A 19,557-nucleotide genomic window follows, 5' to 3' on the forward strand; every position below is an offset into this window, starting at 1 on the left:
AGTCATCTGTGTCTGTGCGTCTGTGCGTCTGTGCGTCTGTGCGTCTGTGCGTCTGTGCAGATGGTGCGTGGGCGCGGGCGCGGGCCTTCGGGACCGGCTCAGTTCACCGCACTCGCGGCACGGGGCGTCCCGGCACGGGCGGCAGGCGTCAGATGCCGTTCGGTGAGGTAGCCGAAGATCAGGCCGAAGGCGCTCCACAGCGTCGCCTGGACCGCCAGCGTCGAGAGCCGGAACTCCCACAGCAGGCCGGCCGGGAAGTCCTTGCCCACCTCGTCGAAGGACGGCAGGAAGGCGTAGGCGAGGCCGATCAGCAGGACGAAGCCGGCGGCGGCCGCGATGGTCGCGTTCCAGTTGCCCAGCCGTGGTGCGAGCCGCCTGCCGATGATGACGGCGGCGACGGCGAGCAGCACGCTGAGGGCGACCATGAGGAAGAACAGAGTGGTGCGCTTGCCGATGGTGTCGGGATTGCCGACGGCAGGCGGGTTGGCCGGGTACTTCAGGAACGGCACGACGTAGACCGTGAGCAGGGCGGCGCCCGCGATCAGCGCGGCCGTGGCCCGGGGGCCGAAGTCGCCGATGCGGCCCAGCGCGTAGCAGAACACCAGGGCGGCGATCCCGCCCACGGCGACGCCGAAGACCAAAACGCCGGTGGCGAGTCCGCCGGTGGCCTGCATGGTGCGGCTGACCAGCTCCTCACCGCCGCCGTGGTCGTGGCTGTGGGCCTCTTCGAGGGCGATGGCCGCGTCCACCTGGGACTCACCGAGGAAATAGGCGACGGCGAGCGCGAGCGCTCCCGCGATCAGGCCCGCGAGCATGCCGCGCACGAGCAGAGCTCTGACAGATATGGAGTTCACGATGGTTCCCTGATTTCTCTTGCTTCCCGTGTCCGCTGATTGCCTGGCCCCTGAGGCGCCTCGGGCGCCTCGGGAACCTCAGTGGCAGGGGAAACCGAGCAGGTGACGGCCGTCGTGGACCCACTCGTGGACGCCTTCGCCCGAGATGAGCGCGGTGGCGCCCTGTTCGGCGCCGACGAAGTACAGCAGGACGAGCATGAGAATGCCGAAGAAGACCGCCCAAGGGGCTAGGGCCTTCGCCGAGATCGGGGTGATCGCAGACGCTTCCGTTGCGGGAGCGGCGGACTGTGCCACGGCGGACCTCCTGTGGGAACACGCGTCCCTGTTGTGGTGCCTCGGACGAAGGTGCCGGGTCTGACTTCCCCGCACAGGTGCGGGTTCACAGTGGCGCGACCGTGCCGGATTCTCACCGGGCTTCCGTCACACCTTCGTCATGGTCGACGTGACCATACCGCCTGTACTCAGCCGCCGCCATGGTCCAATCTGCGGAGCCGCAGAGCACGGATCCCTTGGGACGAAAGGGCTGTGGGGCCCATGGTGAGCGAGTTAAGGCAGGGACATGACAGCACGGGTGATGTTGATCTCACCGGCGATGAACGCGGGCCTGCGGGAGGCCCGTTTCGACGGCGACGCTCCTTTGGACCGGTCCGGCCGGGAGCGCGCGCGGGCGGCGGCCGACGCGGTGCCGAGACGCGACCTCGTACTCTGCGGCCCCTCCGTGCGGTGCCGCGAGACCAGCGAGGCACTCGGCCTGGCGGCACGGGCCGAACCGGCCCTGGCCGGCTGGGACCTGGCGCGCTGGGCGGGCCGCCGTCTCGACGACGTGGCCGCCGCCGAACCCGAGCAGGTGGCCGCCTGGCTCGGCGACCCCTCGGCGGCTCCGCACGGCGGCGAGTCGCTGCGGGACCTGGTCGGGAGGGTCGGCGGATGGCTGGACTCCCTGGGCGGACCGGACGCACCCGGTGCGAGCTCCCTGGCCGTGGCCGAGGTCGCCGTCGTCCGGGCGGCGGTCGTCCACGGACTGCGGCTGCCCGCGGAGGCGTTCTGGCGGCTGGACGTCGCCCCGCTGACGCTGACCGAACTCAGCGGGCGGGCTGGCCGGTGGAACGTGGGGCTGGGCCGCCCGCTGACCGCTCCCCCGGCCGGCTGAACATCAGGACGTGCCGCTCGCCCGCCAGTCGGGCCGGACCAGCACGGCGGTGGCGACGATGCCGTCCTCGATCCGCCAACTCCCGTGAAGCGTCGTCGGCAGGGCCGGGTCCGTGAGCAGCAGACGGGCGGTGAAGGTGCCCGCGGCGGTGCGATCCACGGACCCGGTTCCCTCTCCCGCAGCAGCAGCAGCCGCCGCCGAAGGAGAAGGAGAAGAGGGAGGAGGAGAGAGGGGAGCAGGAACAGCGGGCGCATGCGTCCGCTGGAAGGTCAGCTCCGCCTGGGTGAAGTCGAGTTCGAGGCCGGTCACCGGATACCAGGCCTTGAAGACGCTCTCCTTGGCACTGAACAGGACACGGTCCCAGTGGATTTCGTCCGCGCCTTCAGGAAGAGCCGGGCCGATCCGCTCGCGCTCGGCGGGCAGCGTCACCAACTCCCGTACGCCGGTGGGGAGCGGGGCGTGCGGTTCCGCGTCGATGCCGAGCGACAGCACGTCCGTCGCACGGGCCAGCGCCGCCGCCCGGTACCCGTCGCAGTGGGTGAGACTGCCGACGATTCCCTCGGGCCACAGCGGCCTGCCCCGATAGCCGTGGAGCACGGCCACGGGCGGCAGTCCGAGTCCGGCCATCGCGCGCCGGGCGCAGGCGCGGGCCGTCGCGAAGTCGTTTCTTCGTTTGGCCACGCTCTTGGCGATCAGTGCCTCCTCCTCGGGGAAGAGGGGTGCGTCCGGGACGCTCTCGGCGCGGGTGGCCGCGCAGGAGACGTCGGCGGGCAGCAGCCGCTCGATCACGAGGAGCCTCCGGGGGTACGCCGCCGTGCGGACGGTTCGGCGCCGGTCCCGGCCGGTGGGGCGGGTGCGCCCTCGTAGGGAAGGATCTGCCGCAGCAGGCCGCGCGGGTGTCCCCTCTCGCGCCATTCCCTGGGGTAGCCGATGGAGACCTCCTCGAAGCGCACCCCGTCGTACCAGGTCGTACGGGGGATGTGGAGGTGGCCGTAGACGACGGCGGTGACGTTGAAGCGGCGGTGCCAGTCGGCGGTCAGTTCGGTGCCGCACCACTGCGCGAACTCCGGGTACCACATCACCGACGTGGGCTCCCGGACGAGCGGCCAGTGCCCGACGAGGACGAGGGGTATCTCGGGGTCGTGCTCCTCGAGCCGGCGTACGGTCGTGGCGACCCGGTCACGGCACCAGTCGTCCCGGGTCGGATAGGGGTCCGGATGGAGGAGGTACTCGTCGTTGCAGACGATGCCGGACTTGTGCGCGACGGCGAGCGACTCCTCCTTCGTGTGCGTTCCCGGGGCGCGGAAGGTGTAGTCGTACAGGAGGAAGAGCGGCGCGATCGCCACCGGTCCTTCGGGGCCCGGCCAGAGCGGGAAGGGGTCTTCCGGAGTCGTCACTCCGAGGTCCCGGCACAGCTCGACGAGGTGGTCGTAGCGGGCCTGGCCGCGCAGTTGGACCGGATCCTTCGCCACAGTCCACAACTCGTGGTTGCCGGGGGTCCAGATCACATGGGCGAAGCGTTCCGCGAGGAGTGCGAGCGCCCACCGGATGTCCTCGGGGCGCTCCGCCACATCGCCCGCGACGATCAGCCAGTCCGCGTCGGACGTCGGGTGCAGGGACTCCACGATCGGCCGGTTGTCGCTCACCGCCGCGTGCAGGTCGCTCACGGCCAGCAGGCGGCCCGTGCCCGGCTTTCGGGGCCCGTCGCCGGGGGACGGAACGGCGGCGGGAGCACCGTGCGGTGCGGAGTCGCTCGAAGGAGTCATGGGCAGCTGATTCCCGATCTGTGGGCAGTCGTCCGGCTCCGTCCGCACGGTGGGGAGCCTCTGGGTACGTAGCCTCTCACGCTCCCCGCGCGGCTCCCCCGGGGTTTCGGATGGCGGACGCGTCGCCGGAGCAGAGCTGCCTCCGGCCGGGGCGTGTCGTCAGCCGCCTTCCGCCCGGCGGGAGTTCAGCTCGTTCACCGCGCCGAGCGCGTCGCCGACCGTCGTGTAGTCGACGGCGATGAAGTTGACCGGGCTGCCACGCTCCGCCTCGCAGGCCCCGGTCCGCTCCAGGAGATGGTCGCGGGCGTTGACGCGGCCCGCGTCCAGCCGGCTGCCGCCCGCGTTCGTGATGAAGTGGTTGAGCAGGAAGAGCTGTTTCCCGGTGCCGCCCCGGTGGGGCGCGCACGTCATGTCGGAGGGGCTCCGAAAGGCGAACGGGGTCTCCATCCCGTACCGGTAGAAGTTGCGGTACCAGGGGGCCGGACCATCGGCCTTCTCGGCGAACACCACCAGTCGGCGGCCGCTGTCGATGATCTCCTCCAGGGTGGGCCACGGGGCGTCCGGGTCCGCCGACGGGGTGTGCAGAAGCTCGTCCAGGCCGGCGGCGCGGAACGCCTCCTCGGTGTCCTCGGGGCTGATGTCGTCCTGGACGATGAGTGTCACGATCTCGTTGGGGTGCGCGCGCAGCCAGTCGCCGATGTCCTCCAGGGCCGGGACCAGTTCGATGGCCCCGGCGCGGCAGACGCCGTGGCAGAGCCACAGACCTTCGCGCGGCGGGTTGGCCTTGTCGATCGCTCCGGAGATCAGCCGCCGCTGCTCCGGGGTGAACTCGGGAGCGTCGAGGCGTTCGGCGATGTCCTGCGGGCTCTCCCAGCGGTACGTGTCGAGCTGGAGGGCCCGGACGCCGGTGTTGAGCTGGGTGGTGATGTCGGGGTCCTGGAGCGGCCCGATGAAGCGGTCGGCGGTGGTGGACATGGCGTTGTGCGAGGTGAGGTAGGCGACTTCGTCGTACCGCAGTTCGCACAGCCGGCTGCTGCCCAGGCACGGGCGTGGCGCGGACGGGCCGAGGACGGGCGGCACGATCAGTACGGCGGCGAGCGCGGCACAGGCCACGCCCGCCGCCGTGCCGCGCACCATCGCCGGGGTCGGTGTCGGCACCCGGCTCGGTCGCGTCAGCAGCACCCAGCCCGCGCCGGTGAGGAGCACACCGCCGACGAGACCCGCCAGAGCGGCGCTCAGCCCGGTGGCCACCGCCTGGTTCACCGCGTTGCGCTGGAGGTCGTCGACGAGCGCGGTGACGCTCGGGGCCCAGGAGGACGGGGTGGCGAGGAACCGGCCCCCGGTGATCGGGCGGATCAGCAGCACCGCCACGGCGGTCAGGACTCCCCCGCAGGCGAGCGCCTGCCCCAGCCGCATCAGCCGCCGGGCCGGAGCGGCGGGGCCGGTGAACCAGAGCGTCGCGAGGGAGGCCAGGGCGAGGGCGATGGCAAGGACCTGGAGCAGGGTCAGGAGCCGGATGGTGTCGCGGGCCCGCTCCAGGGCCGTGAGGTCGTTCCCGGCAGCGGCCAGGGTGTCGGTGAGGTCCCACGTACCGCCCTCGATCGTGGTGCGCAGGTCGGCCGCCGCGCTGCGTGAGCCGTCGGAGAGCGCGGCAGCGGCGGTGGCGGCCAGCGCGGTCGACACGTCTCCTTCCGCCAGGGCCACCTCGATCTCGGGGCGCAGGGCCGCCCGGTCCTGCTCGGGGGCCGCCGCCAGCAGGGCGTCGGCGGCCCGGTCCGCCTGGTCCTCGGTGAGCGGGAAGGCGGGCAGCGCGGGAGCCCGGCCGTCCTTGAGCGCGTCGAGGGCCGTGCCGAGGTCGGCGGTGAACCGTTCGAAGTCCGGCTCGTCGCGGCCCTGGAGGTTGGCCACCAGATCGCCGAAGTAGATGCGTGCGAGGTCGCCGAGGTTCTCCAGCACCGGAGCGATGTCCACGGTCAGTCGCAGCTCGTCGCGGTCGCCGCGCAGATAGCCGGTCACCGCTTCGATCTGCTGGTCGGCGAGAGCGCGGACGGTGGCGGGCGGCAGCACGACCTTGATGTTCGACGTCACCAGCGCCTCGGGCACCGGCAGGTGCGCGAGCAGGTCGCGGGTGACGGGGGAGATCTCCGGGTCGACGAGCACCTCGCTGTAGAGGCGGTCGTAGGCCGACTCCTCGTCCAGGACCGCTTGGTAGAAGCCGGGCGAGGCGACCGTGGACCGGACGGTCGCGGTCAGGGCGACCGTCGTCACGCACAGGGCGGCCAGCAGGAAGGCGACCACCGGGACGACACGGCCGGAGCGGTACGGGGACGCGGGGTCCCGCTGGAGCCGGAGCGGGTTCGCGGTCGGTTGGGCGCTCACCCGCCCAGCCTATGCGGAATATCAGCTTTTATGCATGAATGATGAGATTCAGGATGCGAGGAGCCCGCTGTGCACTCCGTTCACCTGGCCGTGCTGATGACGAGTCACGACCGCCGCGCGAGGACGCTGTCCGCGTTGCGCGCCCTGGAGGTGCAGCGCGGGCTTCCCGCCGGGACGACGCTCGGCGTGCATCTGGTGGACACCGGCAGCACCGACGGTACGCCGGAGGCGGTCCGGCTGCGGCATCCGGCGGTGGAGGTCATGTCGGTGGGCGCGGACGTCCCGCGCAACCAGGCGCTGCGCATCGCGAGCCGCAACAGCCGCAGCGGCGGCGGGGGCGGCGGCCCGCTCGGCGGCGCGCCGGGCGGGCCGAGCCATCGGTGGACGCATCAGCTGTGGCTCGACGAGGGGGTCGAACTCTTCCCGGGCGCCCTGGCCACGCTGTTGCGCACGGCGGAAGCGGTCGGGCCCGACGCGGTCGTCGTCGGCGCGGTGCGGAACGCGTACGGGGACACCGTGTACTCCGGGCGACGGGGCAGGTCCCTGGCGCTCGTCGAGCCCGGTGAGCACCGGCCTGAGCGCTGCGACACGTACGACGGGCGGGTGGTCCTGGTGTCCCGCGCCGTGTACGACCTCGTCGGGGACCCCGACAAGGTCTTCCGCCACCGGATGGGCGACTACGACCACGGCTGCCGCGCACGGCGGGCCGGGGTGAGCGCGTTCGTCGCCCCGGGGCATGCCGGTGAGAGTGTGCGGGGACCGGGCGCTCCCGGCTCCCTGGAGCCGGGGATCGGCGTCCGCGAGGCGCTGCGCCGGGTGACCTCCGTACGGGAGCTGCCGCCGCGCCAGTGGTGGGTGTACTGCCTGCGGCACACCTGGCCGTGGGCGCCGTATCTGATGGTCTCCCCCTACGCGCGCACCGCGGCCCGCGCCACCCTCGGCCGGCTGCGGGGGTGACGACGGGCCGGGCGTGTCAGCCGCGCTCGGCGGCGACCCCGGCGGCGGAGCGACCGGTGGGCGGGGGCGGCACGGTGGGGTGCCCCTCGGCGGTCCTGGCGGTGCCGGCGGGTGCGGCGGCGGACGCGGAGGCTGTACGGCCCGGCGCGGCGGCGGCCGAGGGGATCGCGGCGCCGGTGGCGTGCGGGGTCGTGCGCCGGGCGGCGGCACGGGGCGGGGTCGTGCGGTGCGGTGCGTACGCCGGGATCCTCAGCAGGGCGAACACGGCGGCCGCCGTCCCGACCAGCGGCAGGAGGAGGAGCGCGGGGTGCAGCAGTTCCGCGTACACCAGCGCCCCTGCGGTCACGGGCACGCCCGCCCACAGGGCCAGGAGGATCGCCGTGCCCGGCACGGTGACGCGAACCCGGCGCAGCCGGTGCGCGATGTGGTCGTCCGTGTCGCGCAGCGGGGGGCGCCCGGCGCGGCGGCGGGAGATCAGGACGAGGGCGGTGTCGGCGAGGGCCACCGTCGCCAGGACCGGCAGCGCGGCCCACGCGGCACGGTCCGACGGGGCGGCCGCCTGGATCAGCGCACCGGAGGCGGCCAGCGTGAATCCGGTGAACTGCGCACCGGACGCGCCGAGCTGGAGGCGGGCGGGGCGCCAGTTGTGGGGCAGGAAGCCGACGAGGCCCGCCGCCAGGGTGGCCGGCAGCAGGGCGAGGGCGGGGCTGCCGTCGACGGCGGCGCAGGTGAGCAGCCCGGCGGCGGTGACCACGCCGACGGCGGCCAGGAGCCCATCGGCGTGATCGAGCAGGGCGAACGCGTTGGCGACGAGGACGATCCAGAGAACGGCCAGGACGCCCGCCACCGGTGACAGTCCGGCACAGCAGACGACGAGGACCGCGGCCGCCGTCTGCACGGCGAGGCGGAGGGCGCCCCACAGCGGCTTGAGGTCGTGGACCAGGCCGAGGGCGGCCACGGTCCCGGCCCCGGCGAGCAGCCCGGCGACGGAGCCGGCGGAGCCGTCCGCGGCCCCGAGCCACCACGCCGTTCCGGCCGCCGCGCCGACGCCGAGCACGGCCGCCGCACCACCTGTTCTGCGCAGTGTCCCGGCCCGTGGCGCACGTCCGCCCGGTTCGTCCGGGGCGTGGGGGCGGAGCGCCACGCGGCGGGCGCCCTTGGCGAGTGCGACCGTGATGAACAGCGCGGCCACACCGGAGGCGATGATCCCCAGCACGTTCACCTGCCCTGCCTTTCCTCGTTCATGACTTGCGGCGCGGGACGCCACCCGGGTGGCGTTTCTCCCCAACCTACGGGCCCATGTCCGCATTCACCCTAAATAACACGGAAAGGGCAGCTTATTGTTCGGCCGCCGGGGTTCGGGAGGCTGCCGGTCGACCGACCGGCAGCCCTCACAGCGGGTCGGCGCGGGCGGAGTTGGGAGCCGGTGGGAGCGGAGGGGCCGTCAGTCCCGGACCTGCCGTTCGGCGTTGCGCCCGGCGGCGGCAGCGTCACCCCTCGGCGCGGGCGTCCCGGCCGTCCACGAAGGTCCCGAGGATCTCGATGTCCCCGATCCGCGAGGGGTCCACGCGGTGCGGGTCGTCGCCCAGCACCACGAGGTCGGCACGCATCCCCGGCGAGAGGGCGCCCACCGTGTCCTCCCAGCGGCAGGCGTGGGCGCCGGCGACCGTGTAGGCCCGCAGCGCCTCGTCGACGGTGACGGCCTCGTCCGGACCGATGAGGCGGCCCGAGGCGGAGGCGCGTTCGACCATGAACTGGATCGCCCGCAGCGGCGCACCGTCCGTGACGGGCCGGTCCGAGCTGCCGACCAGGGCGACTCCGTGGTCCAGGAACCCCCGGCCCCGGTACATCCAGCCGGCCCGCCCCTCCCCCATCACCGTCGCGTAGTCGTCGCCGAAGAAGCGCAGGAAGCTGGGCTGGACCACCGCGCTCACGCCGAGCTCGGCGAAGCGGGGCAGCTGGTCGGGGCGGATCAGCCCGGCGTGCTCGATACGGTGACGCGCGTCCGGGCGGGGCCGCAGCTTCTGGGCCCGTTCCAGGGCGTCCAGGGCGAGGTCGGCGGCCCGGTCCCCGATGGCGTGGACGGCCAGCTGCCAGCCGGCGAGGTGGCCGTCGACGATGAGAGCCGCGAGGCGGTCGGGGTCGTCCTGGAGCCGGCCGACGTTTTCGGTCGTGCCCTCGTACGGAGAGGTGAGCGCCGCCGTACGCGCCATCATCCCGCCGTCGGTGTAGATCTTGAGCGCGCCGATCGACAGCCGGTCGTCACCGAACCCGGTGCGCAGGCCGAGGTCCAGGGCCTGGGTGAATCCGTCGTCGGCGTGCGTCGCGCGGGGGCGCAGGGTGTCCCCGGACGCCATGAGCTGGACCCGCAGGGGCAGTCGGCCACGGTCCCGGAGCAGTTGATAGGCGCCCAGCTCGACGGGGCTGTGGCCGAGCAGCCCGCCGCCGATGCCCGCCTCGGCGCAGGCCGTGATCCCCTCGTCGAGACAGGCGCGGGCGGCGAGCTCGATCGCGTCGGCCAGTTCTTCCTGGGAGTAGGGCAGCCGCAGCCGGCGGGCAGCGGTCATGGCGCTCTCGGCGAGGAATCCGTCCTCGTGCGGCGTCCCGTCCGGCAGCAGTTCCAGCACGGCGGTACTGACGACACAGGCGTGCCCGGAGTCGTGCATCAGGAAGACCTTGCGGCCGTGGCCGGCCCGGTCCAGTTCGGCGGCGGTCAGATGGCGGCCCAGGGCCCGCTGGTCGTACCCGGCGACGTCCACCCAGGCGCCGGGAGGAGCCGGCCGCCGGGCCGCCGCGTCGATGACGGCGAGGACGTCCTCGACCCGCTCGCAGGGGGCCACGCTCGGCGTACCGGCCTTCAACCCGGCCCAGGCGAGGTGGACATGGCTGTCGATGAAGCCCGGCAGCACGGTGGCGCCGCCCAGGTCGACGACCTCGCGGGCGGGCAGCGAGGTCACGGCCTCGTCCACGCCGACGACCCGCCCGCGCCAGATGCCCAGGTCATGGGCGACGGGGTGGTGCGGGTCCATCGTGAGGATGCGCGCGTTCGTCAGCCGCGTACAGAGCATGGGCAGTCCGTCCGTCGGAGGGCAGCGGGTCCTGGCCGGCCCGGGATTCCTCGGAGCCGTAGTGCTGTCGGGGCCTCACCGCCGGCGGTTCCCGCCGGGGCGTCCGCCGGAACGCGCCGCCCGTGCACGGCCGGTCTTCGGCACTCCGGCCGTCGGCGAGATTCCACGGTCACACGCCCCGTCCGGGAACTCAACTCATGGGGCGACTATGCACCGTTGTGTTCTTAGGTAAGGCTTGCTTTACTGATGCGCCGGTTGATCGCTCTTTCAAGGAGGCACCTCCATGCGGGTCGTCATGTTCGGTTACCAGACCTGGGGGCACCGCACCCTGCAAGCCCTCCTGGACTCCGAGCACGACGTGGTGACGGTGGTGACGCACCCGAGGAGCGAACACGCCTACGAGAAGATCTGGAGCGATTCGGTCGCCGACCTCGCGGAGAAGCACGGGGTCCCCGTGATCATCCGCAACCGGCCGGACGACGAGCTCTTCGAGCTTCTCCGGGAAACCTCCCCGGACATCATCGTGGCGAACAACTGGCGCACCTGGATCCCGCCGCGGATCTACAACCTGCCGCGGCACGGCACGCTGAACATCCACGACTCGCTGCTGCCCGCCTACGCGGGCTTCTCGCCGCTGATCTGGGCGCTCATCAACGGCGAGCCGGAGGTGGGCGTCACGGCCCACATGATGGACGAGGAGCTGGACGCCGGCGACATCGTCGTCCAGCGGGCGGTGGCCGTGGGACCCGCGGACACCGCCACCGACCTCTTCCACCGGACGGTCGACCTGATCGCACCGGTCACGGTCGAGGCGCTCGCCCTGATCGCCTCCGGGCAGACCGCGTTCACCCCGCAGGACCGGTCGAGGGCGAGCTTCTTCCACAAGCGCGCCGAAGAGGACATCCGCATCGACTGGAACTGGCCGGCCGAGGACCTGGAGCGCCTGGTCCGCGCCCAGTCCGCCCCGTACCCGGCCGCCTTCACCTTCCACCGGGGGCAGCGCCTGGAGGTCGTCTCGGCCGTCGTGTCCCAGGGCCGCTACGGCGGCACCCCGGGCCGCGTCTTCTACCGCGAGGGCGACGGCGTCGTGATCGTCGCCGGAGCCGACGCCCGCCGGGGCCGCAACCACGGTCTGGCGATCACCCGCGTACGGACCGAAGACGGCCGCGAGCTGCCCGCGACCGAGTACTTCACCTCGATGGGCGGCTATCTCACCGGCCGCCCCTGACGATCGGGACACCACCCATGCGTACCGCACGTGCCCGGCACTACCTCATGTGCCGGCCCACCTACTTCGACGTGGTCTACTCCATCAACCCGTGGATGGACCCGGCGAAGCCCGTCGACACTCCCCTGGCCATCGCCCAGTGGGAGCGACTGCGCGAGGTCTACCTGAGCCTCGGGCACACCGTCGACACGATCGACCCCGTCCCCGGTCTCCCCGACATGGTCTTCGCGGCCAACGGTGCGACCGTCGTCGACGGGCGGGCCCTCGTGGCCCGGTTCCGCGACGCCGAGCGCATCGCCGAGGGCCCGGCCTACCACGACTGGCTGCGCGACAACGGCTTTCCCGACCTGCGCACGGCCGCGTGCGTCAACGAAGGGGAGGGCGACTATCTCCTGGCGGGCGACTGGCTGCTGGCGGGCACCGGGTTCCGCAGCGATCCTCGGTCCCACGACGAGGCGCAGGAGTACTTCGGACGCCCGGTGATCGGGCTGACCCTCGTCGACCCCGACTACTACCACCTGGACACCGCCCTCACCGTGCTCGACGAGAAGACGATCGCCTACTACCCCGGGGCCTTCTCCCCCGGCAGCCTGGCCGTGCTGGAGCGGCTGTTCCCGGACGCCCTCCTGGCCTCCGCGGCGGACGCCTCGGTGTTCGGGCTGAACGCGACGTCGGACGGGCACAACGTGGTCCTGCCGCAGAACGCGACCGGCCTGGCGGGGCAGTTGCGCGAGCGCGGGTTCCGCCCCGTGGGCGTGGAGCTGTCGGAACTCCTCAAGGCGGGCGGCAGCGTGAAGTGCTGCACCCTGGAGCTGCGCCGGGACTCCTGAGCCGCCGGCCTCCCCGCGAAAATTCCGCGGGGAGGCCGCCGGGGCCCCGATACCGTGGGGGCATGACCTCCGAGCCGCGGACCTTCCCTCCCCGCCCCCTGCGCGCCGTCAAGGCCGCGTACGTCCGCCAGAGCGGCTGTCCGTCCTCCTTCGCCATGGCGGTGGCGGACTTCGAACCCTGGGAGGAGGGCGTGGAGTTCGAGACGGCGGACACCAGCACGGTGCCGGGCTGGCCGGACGCGGAGGTGTCCGAGCTGCACGAGGCCTTCGGCTCCGGCGTCCGCGAGGAGCTGGCGGCCCTCGACCCCGGGACGACGGTCGCCGTCGCGGTCGTCCTGCGGACCATCAAGGTGCACGAGGTGGACACCCACCCCCACGCGTTCCGCCAGGCGGGGCGGGTCGCCGTCCGCAATGCGCTGGTGCAGGCGTACGGCCCGCCGCCGAGCCCGGGTCCCGAGCGGCCCTGACGCCCCGGCCGGTGGCGACGAGGACGGTTCAACTCCGGCTGTTCTCGGGTGCCTTCACCGGGACGCAGGGGAAAGCGCCCGTGTCGACGGGGTGTTCCTCGGTCGGTGCGCACAGCTCGAAGCCGGTGGGGTCCACGGTGTCGGGCAGGCTGAATCCGAAGACCCCGATCTTCGTCTCGCCCCGCTGGAGGGGCGACCCCATGACGCTCATGTTGGTCCAGGCGAAGTTCCGCCACTCGCCGTCGGCGACCTCGGCGAGCTGGCTGCGCGGATAGGCCTCGGTGACGCAGTCGATCTCGCCCTCCTTGAGGAACGGACCTTTTCCGCAACTGCCCGAGGCCGGCGTGATGCGCAGGGTCAGACCGGTGAGGCGGGCGCTCTTGACCGCCCGGTCCGCCAGTTCACCCGTCGTCGCGACGTACACCGCGAGGAAGTGGCTCCCCGCGGCGGCCGATTCACCGGCCAGTTCGGGGGTCCACATCGCGTCGACCGGCTTCACCCGGACGCCCAGCGGCTCGCCGATGCCCGTGTGGAGCAGCTCGCCGCCGGGGAACTTCCCGAACGGGGTGTACACCGGGGCGGACACGCTCGGCGGTGGGGTTCCGCCCGGGTCGGCGGCGGGCGCTGGGTCCTCCCGGTCGCCTCCCGAGCAGCCGGCGAGGAGGGCCATCGAGCCCAGGGCGATCGCGGCCGACCAACGATGTGACATCAAGACATCTCTCCAGGACGTGAGCCGGTGTGCGGCTCACATCGTGAGGGATCCGGGGGCCCTCGCCCCAGCTGTTAAGCCACGCCTTAACAGGCCTTCCCCGGGGGGATCCGCCGGTGCCGGGCCGTGGGGGCCCCGGGTTCACAGAGGGATCGCCCCCGTCCTCAACAGGGTGCGCCCCAGCGGCGTGATGAGGTGCAGCACGGATCCGCCCCGGCGGCTGGTGGTGATGAGACCGGCGTTCCGCAGCACGGTCGCGTGCTGACTGGCGGCCGGGACCGAGACGCCGAGGCGGCGGGCCAGCTCCGTCGTCGTACAGCCCTCCGCCGTCACCCCCAGCGCGGCGGCCCGGGTGCGGCCGAGGAGCGCCTCCAGATTCCGGCCGGGAGAGCCGTCCGGCCCGGCCGTTGCGGCTCCGGTCAGCGGTTCGCCGAGGACCGGCACGGTCAGGCGCGGCGGCTGTGCGGTGTCGAGCGGGTCCCACAGCAGGCTGACGGCGAGCGGCGAGAAGACCGTGGGGGTGATGACCAGTCCCCGGCCCTGCAGGCGCACCTCCGTGCGGCGGGGGTAGGGGGCCTCCAGCACGGGCGGACGCCAGCGCACCAGCGGCGGGCAGAGCGAGCGCAACAGCAGATCGACGCCTCCGTCGAGGACCAGATGCGAGTAGCGGGAGGACAGCTCGACCAGTTCGGAGCGCCCCTTGTTCCAGTACGGCTCGACGGTCAGCCGGTGGCAGGCGCGCACCGCGTCGGCGAACTCGCGTCGCGCCCCGAGGTCTCCCCCGTACACCCGCCGGGCCCACGAGCGGTGTACGGGAGCGAAGTCGACGCCCTCGAACTCCCGTCGTAGCCGGGCCGCGGGGGCGGACATCCAGTTGTCCACGGCGTGCTCCAGGGAGGGCACGTCCCCCATCAGAGCCAGCAGGTCGAGCCCCGGGCCGCGCGCCGGGAGCAGCGACGTCAACGGGCGGGTGTCCGCCCTCATCCGGCCCGCGACCTCCGACCGCCACCGCCGGAAGCAGGAGACGTCCTGGCTCTCCCGCAGCAGCTCCAGGCTGTAATAGGTCTCCGCCGCGGCTCCGATGCTCGCGGCCACCCGGGTCCGCGCGAGGTCCTGCGCCGTGAAGTGAATGCGTAGCACGGACCGCCCCCTACCGCCGCCTCAGCGCTTCTGCGCACCCCCAGCATGCCTCGGGTCCGGCGCTCCGTCCTCATCCGCACCCGCGCGACGGGCGGCCGGGGCGGCCGACGCGGCCGAGGAGGTCCCCGCGGGTCGCGGTCCGGCTGGGCGCTGGCCGAGCACGACCGCCACGAGGATGACGGCCATGCCGACGGACTGGAGCGCCGACAGTGTCTCGTTCTTGACGAGATAGCCGAGCAGGGTCGCCACGACCGGGCTGCCGAGTGCGAGGAAGGAGACCGCGACGGCGGGCAGACGCTCGATGCCTCGGAACCACACGATGTAGCTCAGGACCGCGCCGAGCGTGATGAGGTAGGCGAACCCGAGGACGTTGGATCCGGTGAGACCGTGGGGCAGGTCCTCCAGCGACAGCCAGAACGGCAGCAGGACCAGTCCGCCCGCCGTGAGTTGCCATCCGGTGAACGTCAGCAGCCCGACCCCCTCCGGCCGCCCCCACCGTTTGGTCAACGTGATGCCCAGAGCCATGCACAGCGCACCGCCGACCGCGGCGAGGACGCCCAGGGCGTCGAGCGACTCCGTGCCCCTGAAGACGAGCAGCGCCACACCCCCGGCGCCCATGGCACAGGCCAGGGCGTGGAGGGCCCTGATCCTGTCACCGAGGAAGAGCGCAGCGAGGATCACGACGAACACGGGCTGGGCCGACATGATCATCGCGGCGATGCCGCCCGGCAGTCGGTAGGCCGCGAAGAAGAGCAGGAAGTTGAAGGCGCCGATGTTCAGGACGCCCAGGACCGGTGCGCGCCACCACCAGACGCCGGCCGGCAGCCTCCGGCCGAGGGCCAGCAGCACCAGACCGCCGGGCAGGGCCCGCAGGGTGGTCGCCAGGAGCGGCCGGTCCGGTGGCAACAGCTCGGTGGCCACCAGGTAGGTGCTGCCCCAGACCGCCGGAGCGAGACCGGTCAGGGCCGCCGTGCGCACATGCTCTGGGCTCGTCATCTCGCCTCGAGTTCCGGGAGGGGAAAAGCACGGAGGCTTCCTCCGCGTTGTGGTCGTCACCAGTCTCGGGCCGAGGTGATCGATGAGTCCAACACATGCTTGTCACGCGATGGATCTCGTATCACGATGGATCGATGGAGCTCCAGCAGATGCGGTACGTGATCGCCGTGGCCGAGACGAACAACTTCACGAGGGCAGCCCAGCGTTGTCTGGTGGTCCAGTCCGCGCTCAGCCACCAGATCGCGCGTCTGGAGAAGGAGTTGGGGGCGAGGCTCTTCGAACGCACCAGCCGGCGGGTCCGGTTGACCCCGGCGGGCGCGGCCTTCCTGCCCGCCGCGCGCCAGTGCGTCGAGGCGGCGGAGCGGGCCGCCGCCGAAGTCGCGGCGGCCGTAGGGGAGGTGCGCGGACGCCTCCGGGTGGGCCTGATCCCCACCGTCGCCGCCGTCGACCTCCCCACCGTCCTCAAGGACTTCCACCGGCGCCATCCCAAGGCCCGGGTCAGCCTGACGGTCGGAGCCAGCGAAGATCTCGTCGAGCAGGTCCGGCAGGGCGGGATCGAGGTGGCCTTTCTCGGTGTCCCGGTCACGGCCCGGCCTCGGGGCGTCATGGCCCGGGAGCTGGCCAGGGAGCGGCTGGTCGCCGTGGTCTCCCCGGCCCACCCGCTCGCCGGCGCGTCCTCGGTCGACCTCCGCCGACTGTCGGGCGAGGTGTTCGTGGACCTCCCGGCGAAGACCGCCGGGAGAGCCCAGTCCGATCTCGCCTTCGCCGCCGCCGGCCTCACCCGCGAGGTCGCCTTCGAGGTGACCAACGCGGACTACCTGGCCCGCCTGGTCGGCGCGGGCCTGGGCGTGGCCCTGCTCCCGCCCACGTATGTCGCGGGGCTGGCCGGGGTGACGACGATCGAGATCACGGACGCGCCGGCCCGCGTCGAGTACGTCATCTGGGGCCGGGAGAGCCGCACCGCGGCGGCCACGGCGTTCCTGGAGCTCCTGGGCATCGGGGAAGAGTGAACGCGGGGCGCGTCGCGCATCCCGCTCAGGCTGCGGTATCCGGCGCGATCTCCTCGATCAGGTCCTCGACCAGGGTCCTGATCGCGTCGCGGATCGGGCGGACGGCGGCCACGCCCTGACCGGCGGGGTCCTCCAGCCGCCAGTCGAGGTAACGCTTGCCGGGGAAGACGGGGCAGGTGTCGCCGCAGCCCATCGTGACGCAGACGTCGGACTCGCGGACCGCCTCGACGTCGAGGATCTTCGGCGTCGCGGCGGAGATGTCGATGCCGACCTCGGCCATCGCCTCGACGGCGGCCGGGTTGACGGCGTCGCCGGGGTTCGAGCCCGCGGAGCGGACCTCGACGCGGTCCCCTGCCAGGTGGGCCAGCCAGGCGGCGGCCATCTGGGAACGGCCGGCGTTGTGGACGCACACGAACAGGACGGACGGCTTGCCGGAAGGTTCGGCCATGTCGATGGATCTCTCTCGTCGCACGACGGCCGTCGGCCGCCAGTGACTTCAGCCCCCGCTGGTATCAGCGAGCGGTGATGTGAGAATATCAGCGCATGCTGACTTCAGTCGATCCTGATGTGATCCGGGCGCTGGGTGATCCGCTCCGCCTCCGGATCGTGACCCTGCTGGCCCGCGAGACGCTCTGCACGACCCATCTGGTCGAGGAGACCGGAGCCAGGCAGACCAACCTGTCCAACCATCTGAAGGTGTTGCGCGAGGCCGGGCTGGTGGAGACCGAGCCGTGCGGCCGGTTCACCTACTACAAGCTGCGTCACGACGTTCTGGCCGGACTCTCCGAGCAGTTCGCCGCGCTGGCGGAGTCCGCCCGTACCTCCGGCGGGAACAAGAGGACCTGTCCGTGACGCCCACCGAACCCACCACCGCCTCCGCCGCCGCCCAGGACGCCGGCCCGGAGACCGGGGACGACTCGATCGTCGGGAAGCTCTCCACCCTCGACCGCTACCTCGCGGTGTGGATCCTCCTCGCGATGGCCGTCGGGCTGGGCCTGGGACGCCTCGTCCCCGGCCTGAACGACGCGCTCGCGAAGATCGAGATCGGCGGGATCTCCCTGCCGATCGCGCTCGGTCTGCTGGTCATGATGTACCCGGTACTGGCGAAGGTCCGCTACGACCGGCTCGACCGCGTGACCGGCGACCGCAGGCTGCTGGTCTCCTCGCTGGTCGTCAACTGGATCGTCGGCCCGGCGGTGATGTTCGCCCTGGCCTGGATCTTCCTGCCGGACCTGCCCGAGTACCGCACGGGCCTGATCATCGTGGGCCTGGCCCGCTGCATCGCCATGGTCATCATCTGGAACGACCTCGCCTGCGGCGACCGCGAAGCCGCCGCCGTCCTCGTCGCCCTCAACTCGGTGTTCCAGGTCTTCGCGTTCGGCCTGCTGGGCTGGTTCTACCTCGACCTGCTGCCGCGCCTGCTGAACCTCGGCGACGGCCAGGGCCTGGACGTGTCCGTGTGGCACATCGCCCTGAACGTCGTCATCTTCCTCGGCGTCCCGCTGCTGGCCGGCTTCCTCACCCGCCGCATCGGCGAGCGGACGATGGGCCGCAGCGGCTACGAGGCGAAGTTCCTGCCGCGGATCGGCCCCTGGGCGCTGTACGGGCTGCTGTTCACGATCGTCGTCCTCTTCGCCCTCCAGGGAAGGACGATCACCTCGCAGCCGCTGGACGTCGCACGGATCGCCCTGCCGCTTCTCGTCTACTTCGCGATCATGTTCTTCGGGACGTTCCTCCTCGGCAAGAGCCTCGGCCTCGCATACGACCGCACCACCACCCTCGCGTTCACCGCCGCCGGCAACAACTTCGAGCTGGCCATCGCGGTCGCCATCGCGACGTTCGGCGTCACTTCAGGACAAGCACTGTCCGGCGTGGTCGGCCCGCTGATCGAGGTACCCGTGCTGATCGGGCTGGTGTACGTCGCGCTCGCCTGGCGCAGGAGGTTCGCCGCCGACACGGTGACCGGCGGGCCACCCGCCTGAGGGTCTTCGGTGCGATTCCTCCACGGTGAGCCGGGTCAGACGACGAGGGGACTGCGCCGCTCCACGAGGACGACGTCACGCCAGACTCCGCGATGACGTCCGACCCGCTCCCGCGTGCCGATGACCCGGAACCCCGCCCGCCGGTGGACCGCCAGGCTCGCCTCGTTCTCGGGGAAGACACCCGCCTGGACGGTCCAGATCCCGGCCCGCTCGGTGGACTGGATCAGCTCGCCGAGCAGGACCGAGGCCAGACCCCGGCCCCGGGCGGCGGGGTGGACGTAGACGGAGTGCTCGACCACGCCCGCGTACGCGCACCGGTCCGAGACCAGGCTCGCGGCGACCCAGCCGAGGACCACCCCGCTCGCGTCGAGCGCGACGAACCGATGGCCGGGCAGCTTCCCCGCGTCGAAGACCTCCCAGGCCGGCGGGGCGGTCTCGAACGTGGCATGGCCCTCGTCGATGCCCGCCCGATAGATCGCCAGCACCTGATCGGCGTGTTCCACGGTCATCGGCGCGACAGTCCGGCTCACCCGCACACCCCTTTCCGCCGTCCCGGCCCCGTCAGACGGCAGCGGGCAGAGCCAGCAGCTGCCCCATCGCGGCGAGCACCGACGGTTCGACCCGGTAATAGACCCAGGTGCCGCGCCGCTCGGAGGTCAGAAGTCCCGCCTCCTTGAGCTTCTTCAGATGGTGGGACACGGTGGGCTGGGAGACACCGACGTCGGAGATATCGCACACGCACGCCTCCCCGCCCCCGTGCGAGGCCACGGCGGAGAAGAGCCGCAGACGCACCGGATCGCCGAGGGCCTTGAACATCGGCGCGGCGGTCCGGGCCTCCTCGTCGGTCATCGGCCGCTCGGTCAGGGGCGGGCAGCACGGCGTGACGCCCGGCCCGTCGGCGGGATCGAGGAGCGGCAGACCCTTCGCATGCGACATATCCCTATGTTGACATACGTCGAACCAGCGAGCGAAGGCCCCTGCTTCGAATTTCATCTATGTTGACGCACATCAATACAAGTGG

21 protein-coding genes and 1 riboswitch are annotated in these 19,557 nt (G+C 72.3%); of the genes, 8 read left to right on the forward strand and 13 right to left on the reverse strand.

The window, feature by feature from the left end; translation table 11 throughout:
- Window positions 1-98 precede the first annotated feature (98 nt).
- Both ACH4UK_RS35920 and ACH4UK_RS35925 read right to left on the reverse strand, forming a co-directional pair.
- Window positions 99-854: a CbtA family protein gene (locus tag ACH4UK_RS35920; protein ID WP_398363295.1), complete on the reverse strand. Its 756-nt coding sequence runs from the start codon at window positions 852-854 to the stop codon at window positions 99-101.
- A gap of 78 nt (window positions 855-932) precedes the next feature.
- Window positions 933-1,148, reverse strand: coding sequence for a CbtB-domain containing protein (locus tag ACH4UK_RS35925; RefSeq protein WP_398363297.1), 216 nt, complete (start codon window positions 1,146-1,148; stop codon window positions 933-935).
- 44 nt (window positions 1,149-1,192) lie between these two features.
- A riboswitch (adenosylcobalamin (AdoCbl) riboswitch) is annotated at window positions 1,193-1,287 on the reverse strand.
- Window positions 1,288-1,413: 126 nt separating this feature from the next.
- Here ACH4UK_RS35925 and ACH4UK_RS35930 point away from each other — a divergent pair.
- Window positions 1,414-2,004 (forward strand): histidine phosphatase family protein, encoded by a 591-nt coding sequence (locus ACH4UK_RS35930; protein ID WP_398363298.1) that lies wholly within the window; start codon window positions 1,414-1,416, stop codon window positions 2,002-2,004.
- Between the two features lie 3 nt (window positions 2,005-2,007).
- On the opposite strand, the gene ACH4UK_RS35935 is transcribed toward ACH4UK_RS35930, so the two are convergent.
- The 3 genes from ACH4UK_RS35935 to ACH4UK_RS35945 form a co-directional block, all read right to left on the reverse strand.
- Entirely contained in the window at window positions 2,008-2,793 is a 786-nt protein-coding gene (locus ACH4UK_RS35935; RefSeq protein ID WP_398363300.1) for a 4'-phosphopantetheinyl transferase, read from the reverse strand.
- The gene (locus ACH4UK_RS35940) at window positions 2,790-3,770 is read right to left on the reverse strand and encodes a metallophosphoesterase family protein (RefSeq protein ID WP_398363302.1); all 981 of its coding nucleotides are present in this window, start codon (window positions 3,768-3,770) and stop codon (window positions 2,790-2,792) included. The genes ACH4UK_RS35935 and ACH4UK_RS35940 overlap by 4 nt, the downstream gene beginning before the upstream one ends.
- Before the next feature lie 159 nt (window positions 3,771-3,929).
- Entirely contained in the window at window positions 3,930-6,149 is a 2,220-nt protein-coding gene (locus tag ACH4UK_RS35945) for a hypothetical protein (RefSeq protein WP_398363304.1), read from the reverse strand.
- Window positions 6,150-6,218: 69 nt separating this feature from the next.
- On the opposite strand from ACH4UK_RS35945, the gene ACH4UK_RS35950 reads away from it, so the two are divergent.
- Window positions 6,219-7,106, forward strand: coding sequence for a glycosyltransferase family 2 protein (locus ACH4UK_RS35950; protein WP_398363306.1), 888 nt, complete (start codon window positions 6,219-6,221; stop codon window positions 7,104-7,106).
- Between the two features lie 16 nt (window positions 7,107-7,122).
- Here ACH4UK_RS35950 and ACH4UK_RS35955 read toward each other — a convergent pair whose 3' ends face one another.
- Together ACH4UK_RS35955 and ACH4UK_RS35960 are read right to left on the reverse strand one after the other, a co-directional pair.
- Complete coding sequence (locus ACH4UK_RS35955) at window positions 7,123-8,328, reverse strand: MraY family glycosyltransferase (protein WP_398363308.1); 1,206 nt, start codon at window positions 8,326-8,328, stop codon at window positions 7,123-7,125.
- A 268-nt stretch (window positions 8,329-8,596) separates the two neighbouring features.
- Window positions 8,597-10,174: an amidohydrolase gene (locus ACH4UK_RS35960; protein WP_398363309.1), complete on the reverse strand. Its 1,578-nt coding sequence runs from the start codon at window positions 10,172-10,174 to the stop codon at window positions 8,597-8,599.
- A 283-nt stretch (window positions 10,175-10,457) separates the two neighbouring features.
- Here ACH4UK_RS35960 and ACH4UK_RS35965 point away from each other — a divergent pair, with 283 nt between their 5' ends.
- The 3 genes from ACH4UK_RS35965 to ACH4UK_RS35975 all read left to right on the forward strand — a co-directional run bounded on the left by ACH4UK_RS35965 (window position 10,458) and on the right by ACH4UK_RS35975 (window position 12,699).
- The gene (locus ACH4UK_RS35965; protein WP_398363311.1) at window positions 10,458-11,402 is read left to right on the forward strand and encodes a methionyl-tRNA formyltransferase; all 945 of its coding nucleotides are present in this window, start codon (window positions 10,458-10,460) and stop codon (window positions 11,400-11,402) included.
- Between the two features lie 17 nt (window positions 11,403-11,419).
- Entirely contained in the window at window positions 11,420-12,232 is an 813-nt protein-coding gene (gene ddaH / locus ACH4UK_RS35970; RefSeq protein ID WP_398363312.1) for a dimethylargininase, read from the forward strand.
- Window positions 12,233-12,294: 62 nt separating this feature from the next.
- Window positions 12,295-12,699 (forward strand): hypothetical protein, encoded by a 405-nt coding sequence (locus tag ACH4UK_RS35975; RefSeq protein ID WP_398363314.1) that lies wholly within the window; start codon window positions 12,295-12,297, stop codon window positions 12,697-12,699.
- A gap of 28 nt (window positions 12,700-12,727) precedes the next feature.
- Here the strand turns inward: ACH4UK_RS35975 and ACH4UK_RS35980 are convergent, their stop codons facing one another.
- The 3 genes from ACH4UK_RS35980 to ACH4UK_RS35990 form a co-directional block, all read right to left on the reverse strand.
- A complete protein-coding gene (locus ACH4UK_RS35980) occupies window positions 12,728-13,408 on the reverse strand; it encodes a hypothetical protein (RefSeq protein WP_398363316.1) in 681 nt (226 codons plus the stop codon).
- 141 nt (window positions 13,409-13,549) lie between these two features.
- Complete coding sequence (locus ACH4UK_RS35985; protein WP_398363317.1) at window positions 13,550-14,548, reverse strand: ArsR/SmtB family transcription factor; 999 nt, start codon at window positions 14,546-14,548, stop codon at window positions 13,550-13,552.
- A gap of 21 nt (window positions 14,549-14,569) precedes the next feature.
- Window positions 14,570-15,544 (reverse strand): EamA family transporter, encoded by a 975-nt coding sequence (locus tag ACH4UK_RS35990; protein WP_398363319.1) that lies wholly within the window; start codon window positions 15,542-15,544, stop codon window positions 14,570-14,572.
- Window positions 15,545-15,678: 134 nt separating this feature from the next.
- Between ACH4UK_RS35990 and ACH4UK_RS35995 the strand changes: the two genes are divergently transcribed.
- Window positions 15,679-16,554, forward strand: a complete 876-nt coding sequence (locus tag ACH4UK_RS35995; RefSeq protein WP_398363321.1) for a LysR family transcriptional regulator — start codon at window positions 15,679-15,681, stop codon at window positions 16,552-16,554.
- Window positions 16,555-16,579: 25 nt separating this feature from the next.
- Here ACH4UK_RS35995 and ACH4UK_RS36000 read toward each other — a convergent pair whose 3' ends face one another.
- Window positions 16,580-17,002, reverse strand: a complete 423-nt coding sequence (locus ACH4UK_RS36000; protein ID WP_398363323.1) for an arsenate reductase ArsC — start codon at window positions 17,000-17,002, stop codon at window positions 16,580-16,582.
- 95 nt (window positions 17,003-17,097) lie between these two features.
- Between ACH4UK_RS36000 and ACH4UK_RS36005 the strand changes: the two genes are divergently transcribed.
- Entirely contained in the window at window positions 17,098-17,406 is a 309-nt protein-coding gene (locus tag ACH4UK_RS36005) for an ArsR/SmtB family transcription factor (RefSeq protein ID WP_398363325.1), read from the forward strand.
- Complete coding sequence (gene arsB / locus ACH4UK_RS36010; protein ID WP_398363326.1) at window positions 17,403-18,536, forward strand: ACR3 family arsenite efflux transporter; 1,134 nt, start codon at window positions 17,403-17,405, stop codon at window positions 18,534-18,536. Before ACH4UK_RS36005 ends, arsB begins: the two co-directional genes overlap by 4 nt.
- 35 nt (window positions 18,537-18,571) lie before the next feature.
- Here the strand turns inward: arsB and ACH4UK_RS36015 are convergent, their stop codons facing one another.
- Together ACH4UK_RS36015 and ACH4UK_RS36020 are read right to left on the reverse strand one after the other, a co-directional pair.
- Entirely contained in the window at window positions 18,572-19,045 is a 474-nt protein-coding gene (locus ACH4UK_RS36015; RefSeq protein ID WP_398363328.1) for a GNAT family N-acetyltransferase, read from the reverse strand.
- 52 nt (window positions 19,046-19,097) lie between these two features.
- Window positions 19,098-19,472, reverse strand: coding sequence for an ArsR/SmtB family transcription factor (locus ACH4UK_RS36020; RefSeq protein ID WP_398363330.1), 375 nt, complete (start codon window positions 19,470-19,472; stop codon window positions 19,098-19,100).
- Between the last annotated feature and the right edge of the window lie 85 nt (window positions 19,473-19,557).

It is taken from the genome of Streptomyces sp. NPDC020884, assembly GCF_044333935.1.
Taxonomy (GTDB): Bacteria; Actinomycetota; Actinomycetes; order Streptomycetales; family Streptomycetaceae; genus Streptomyces.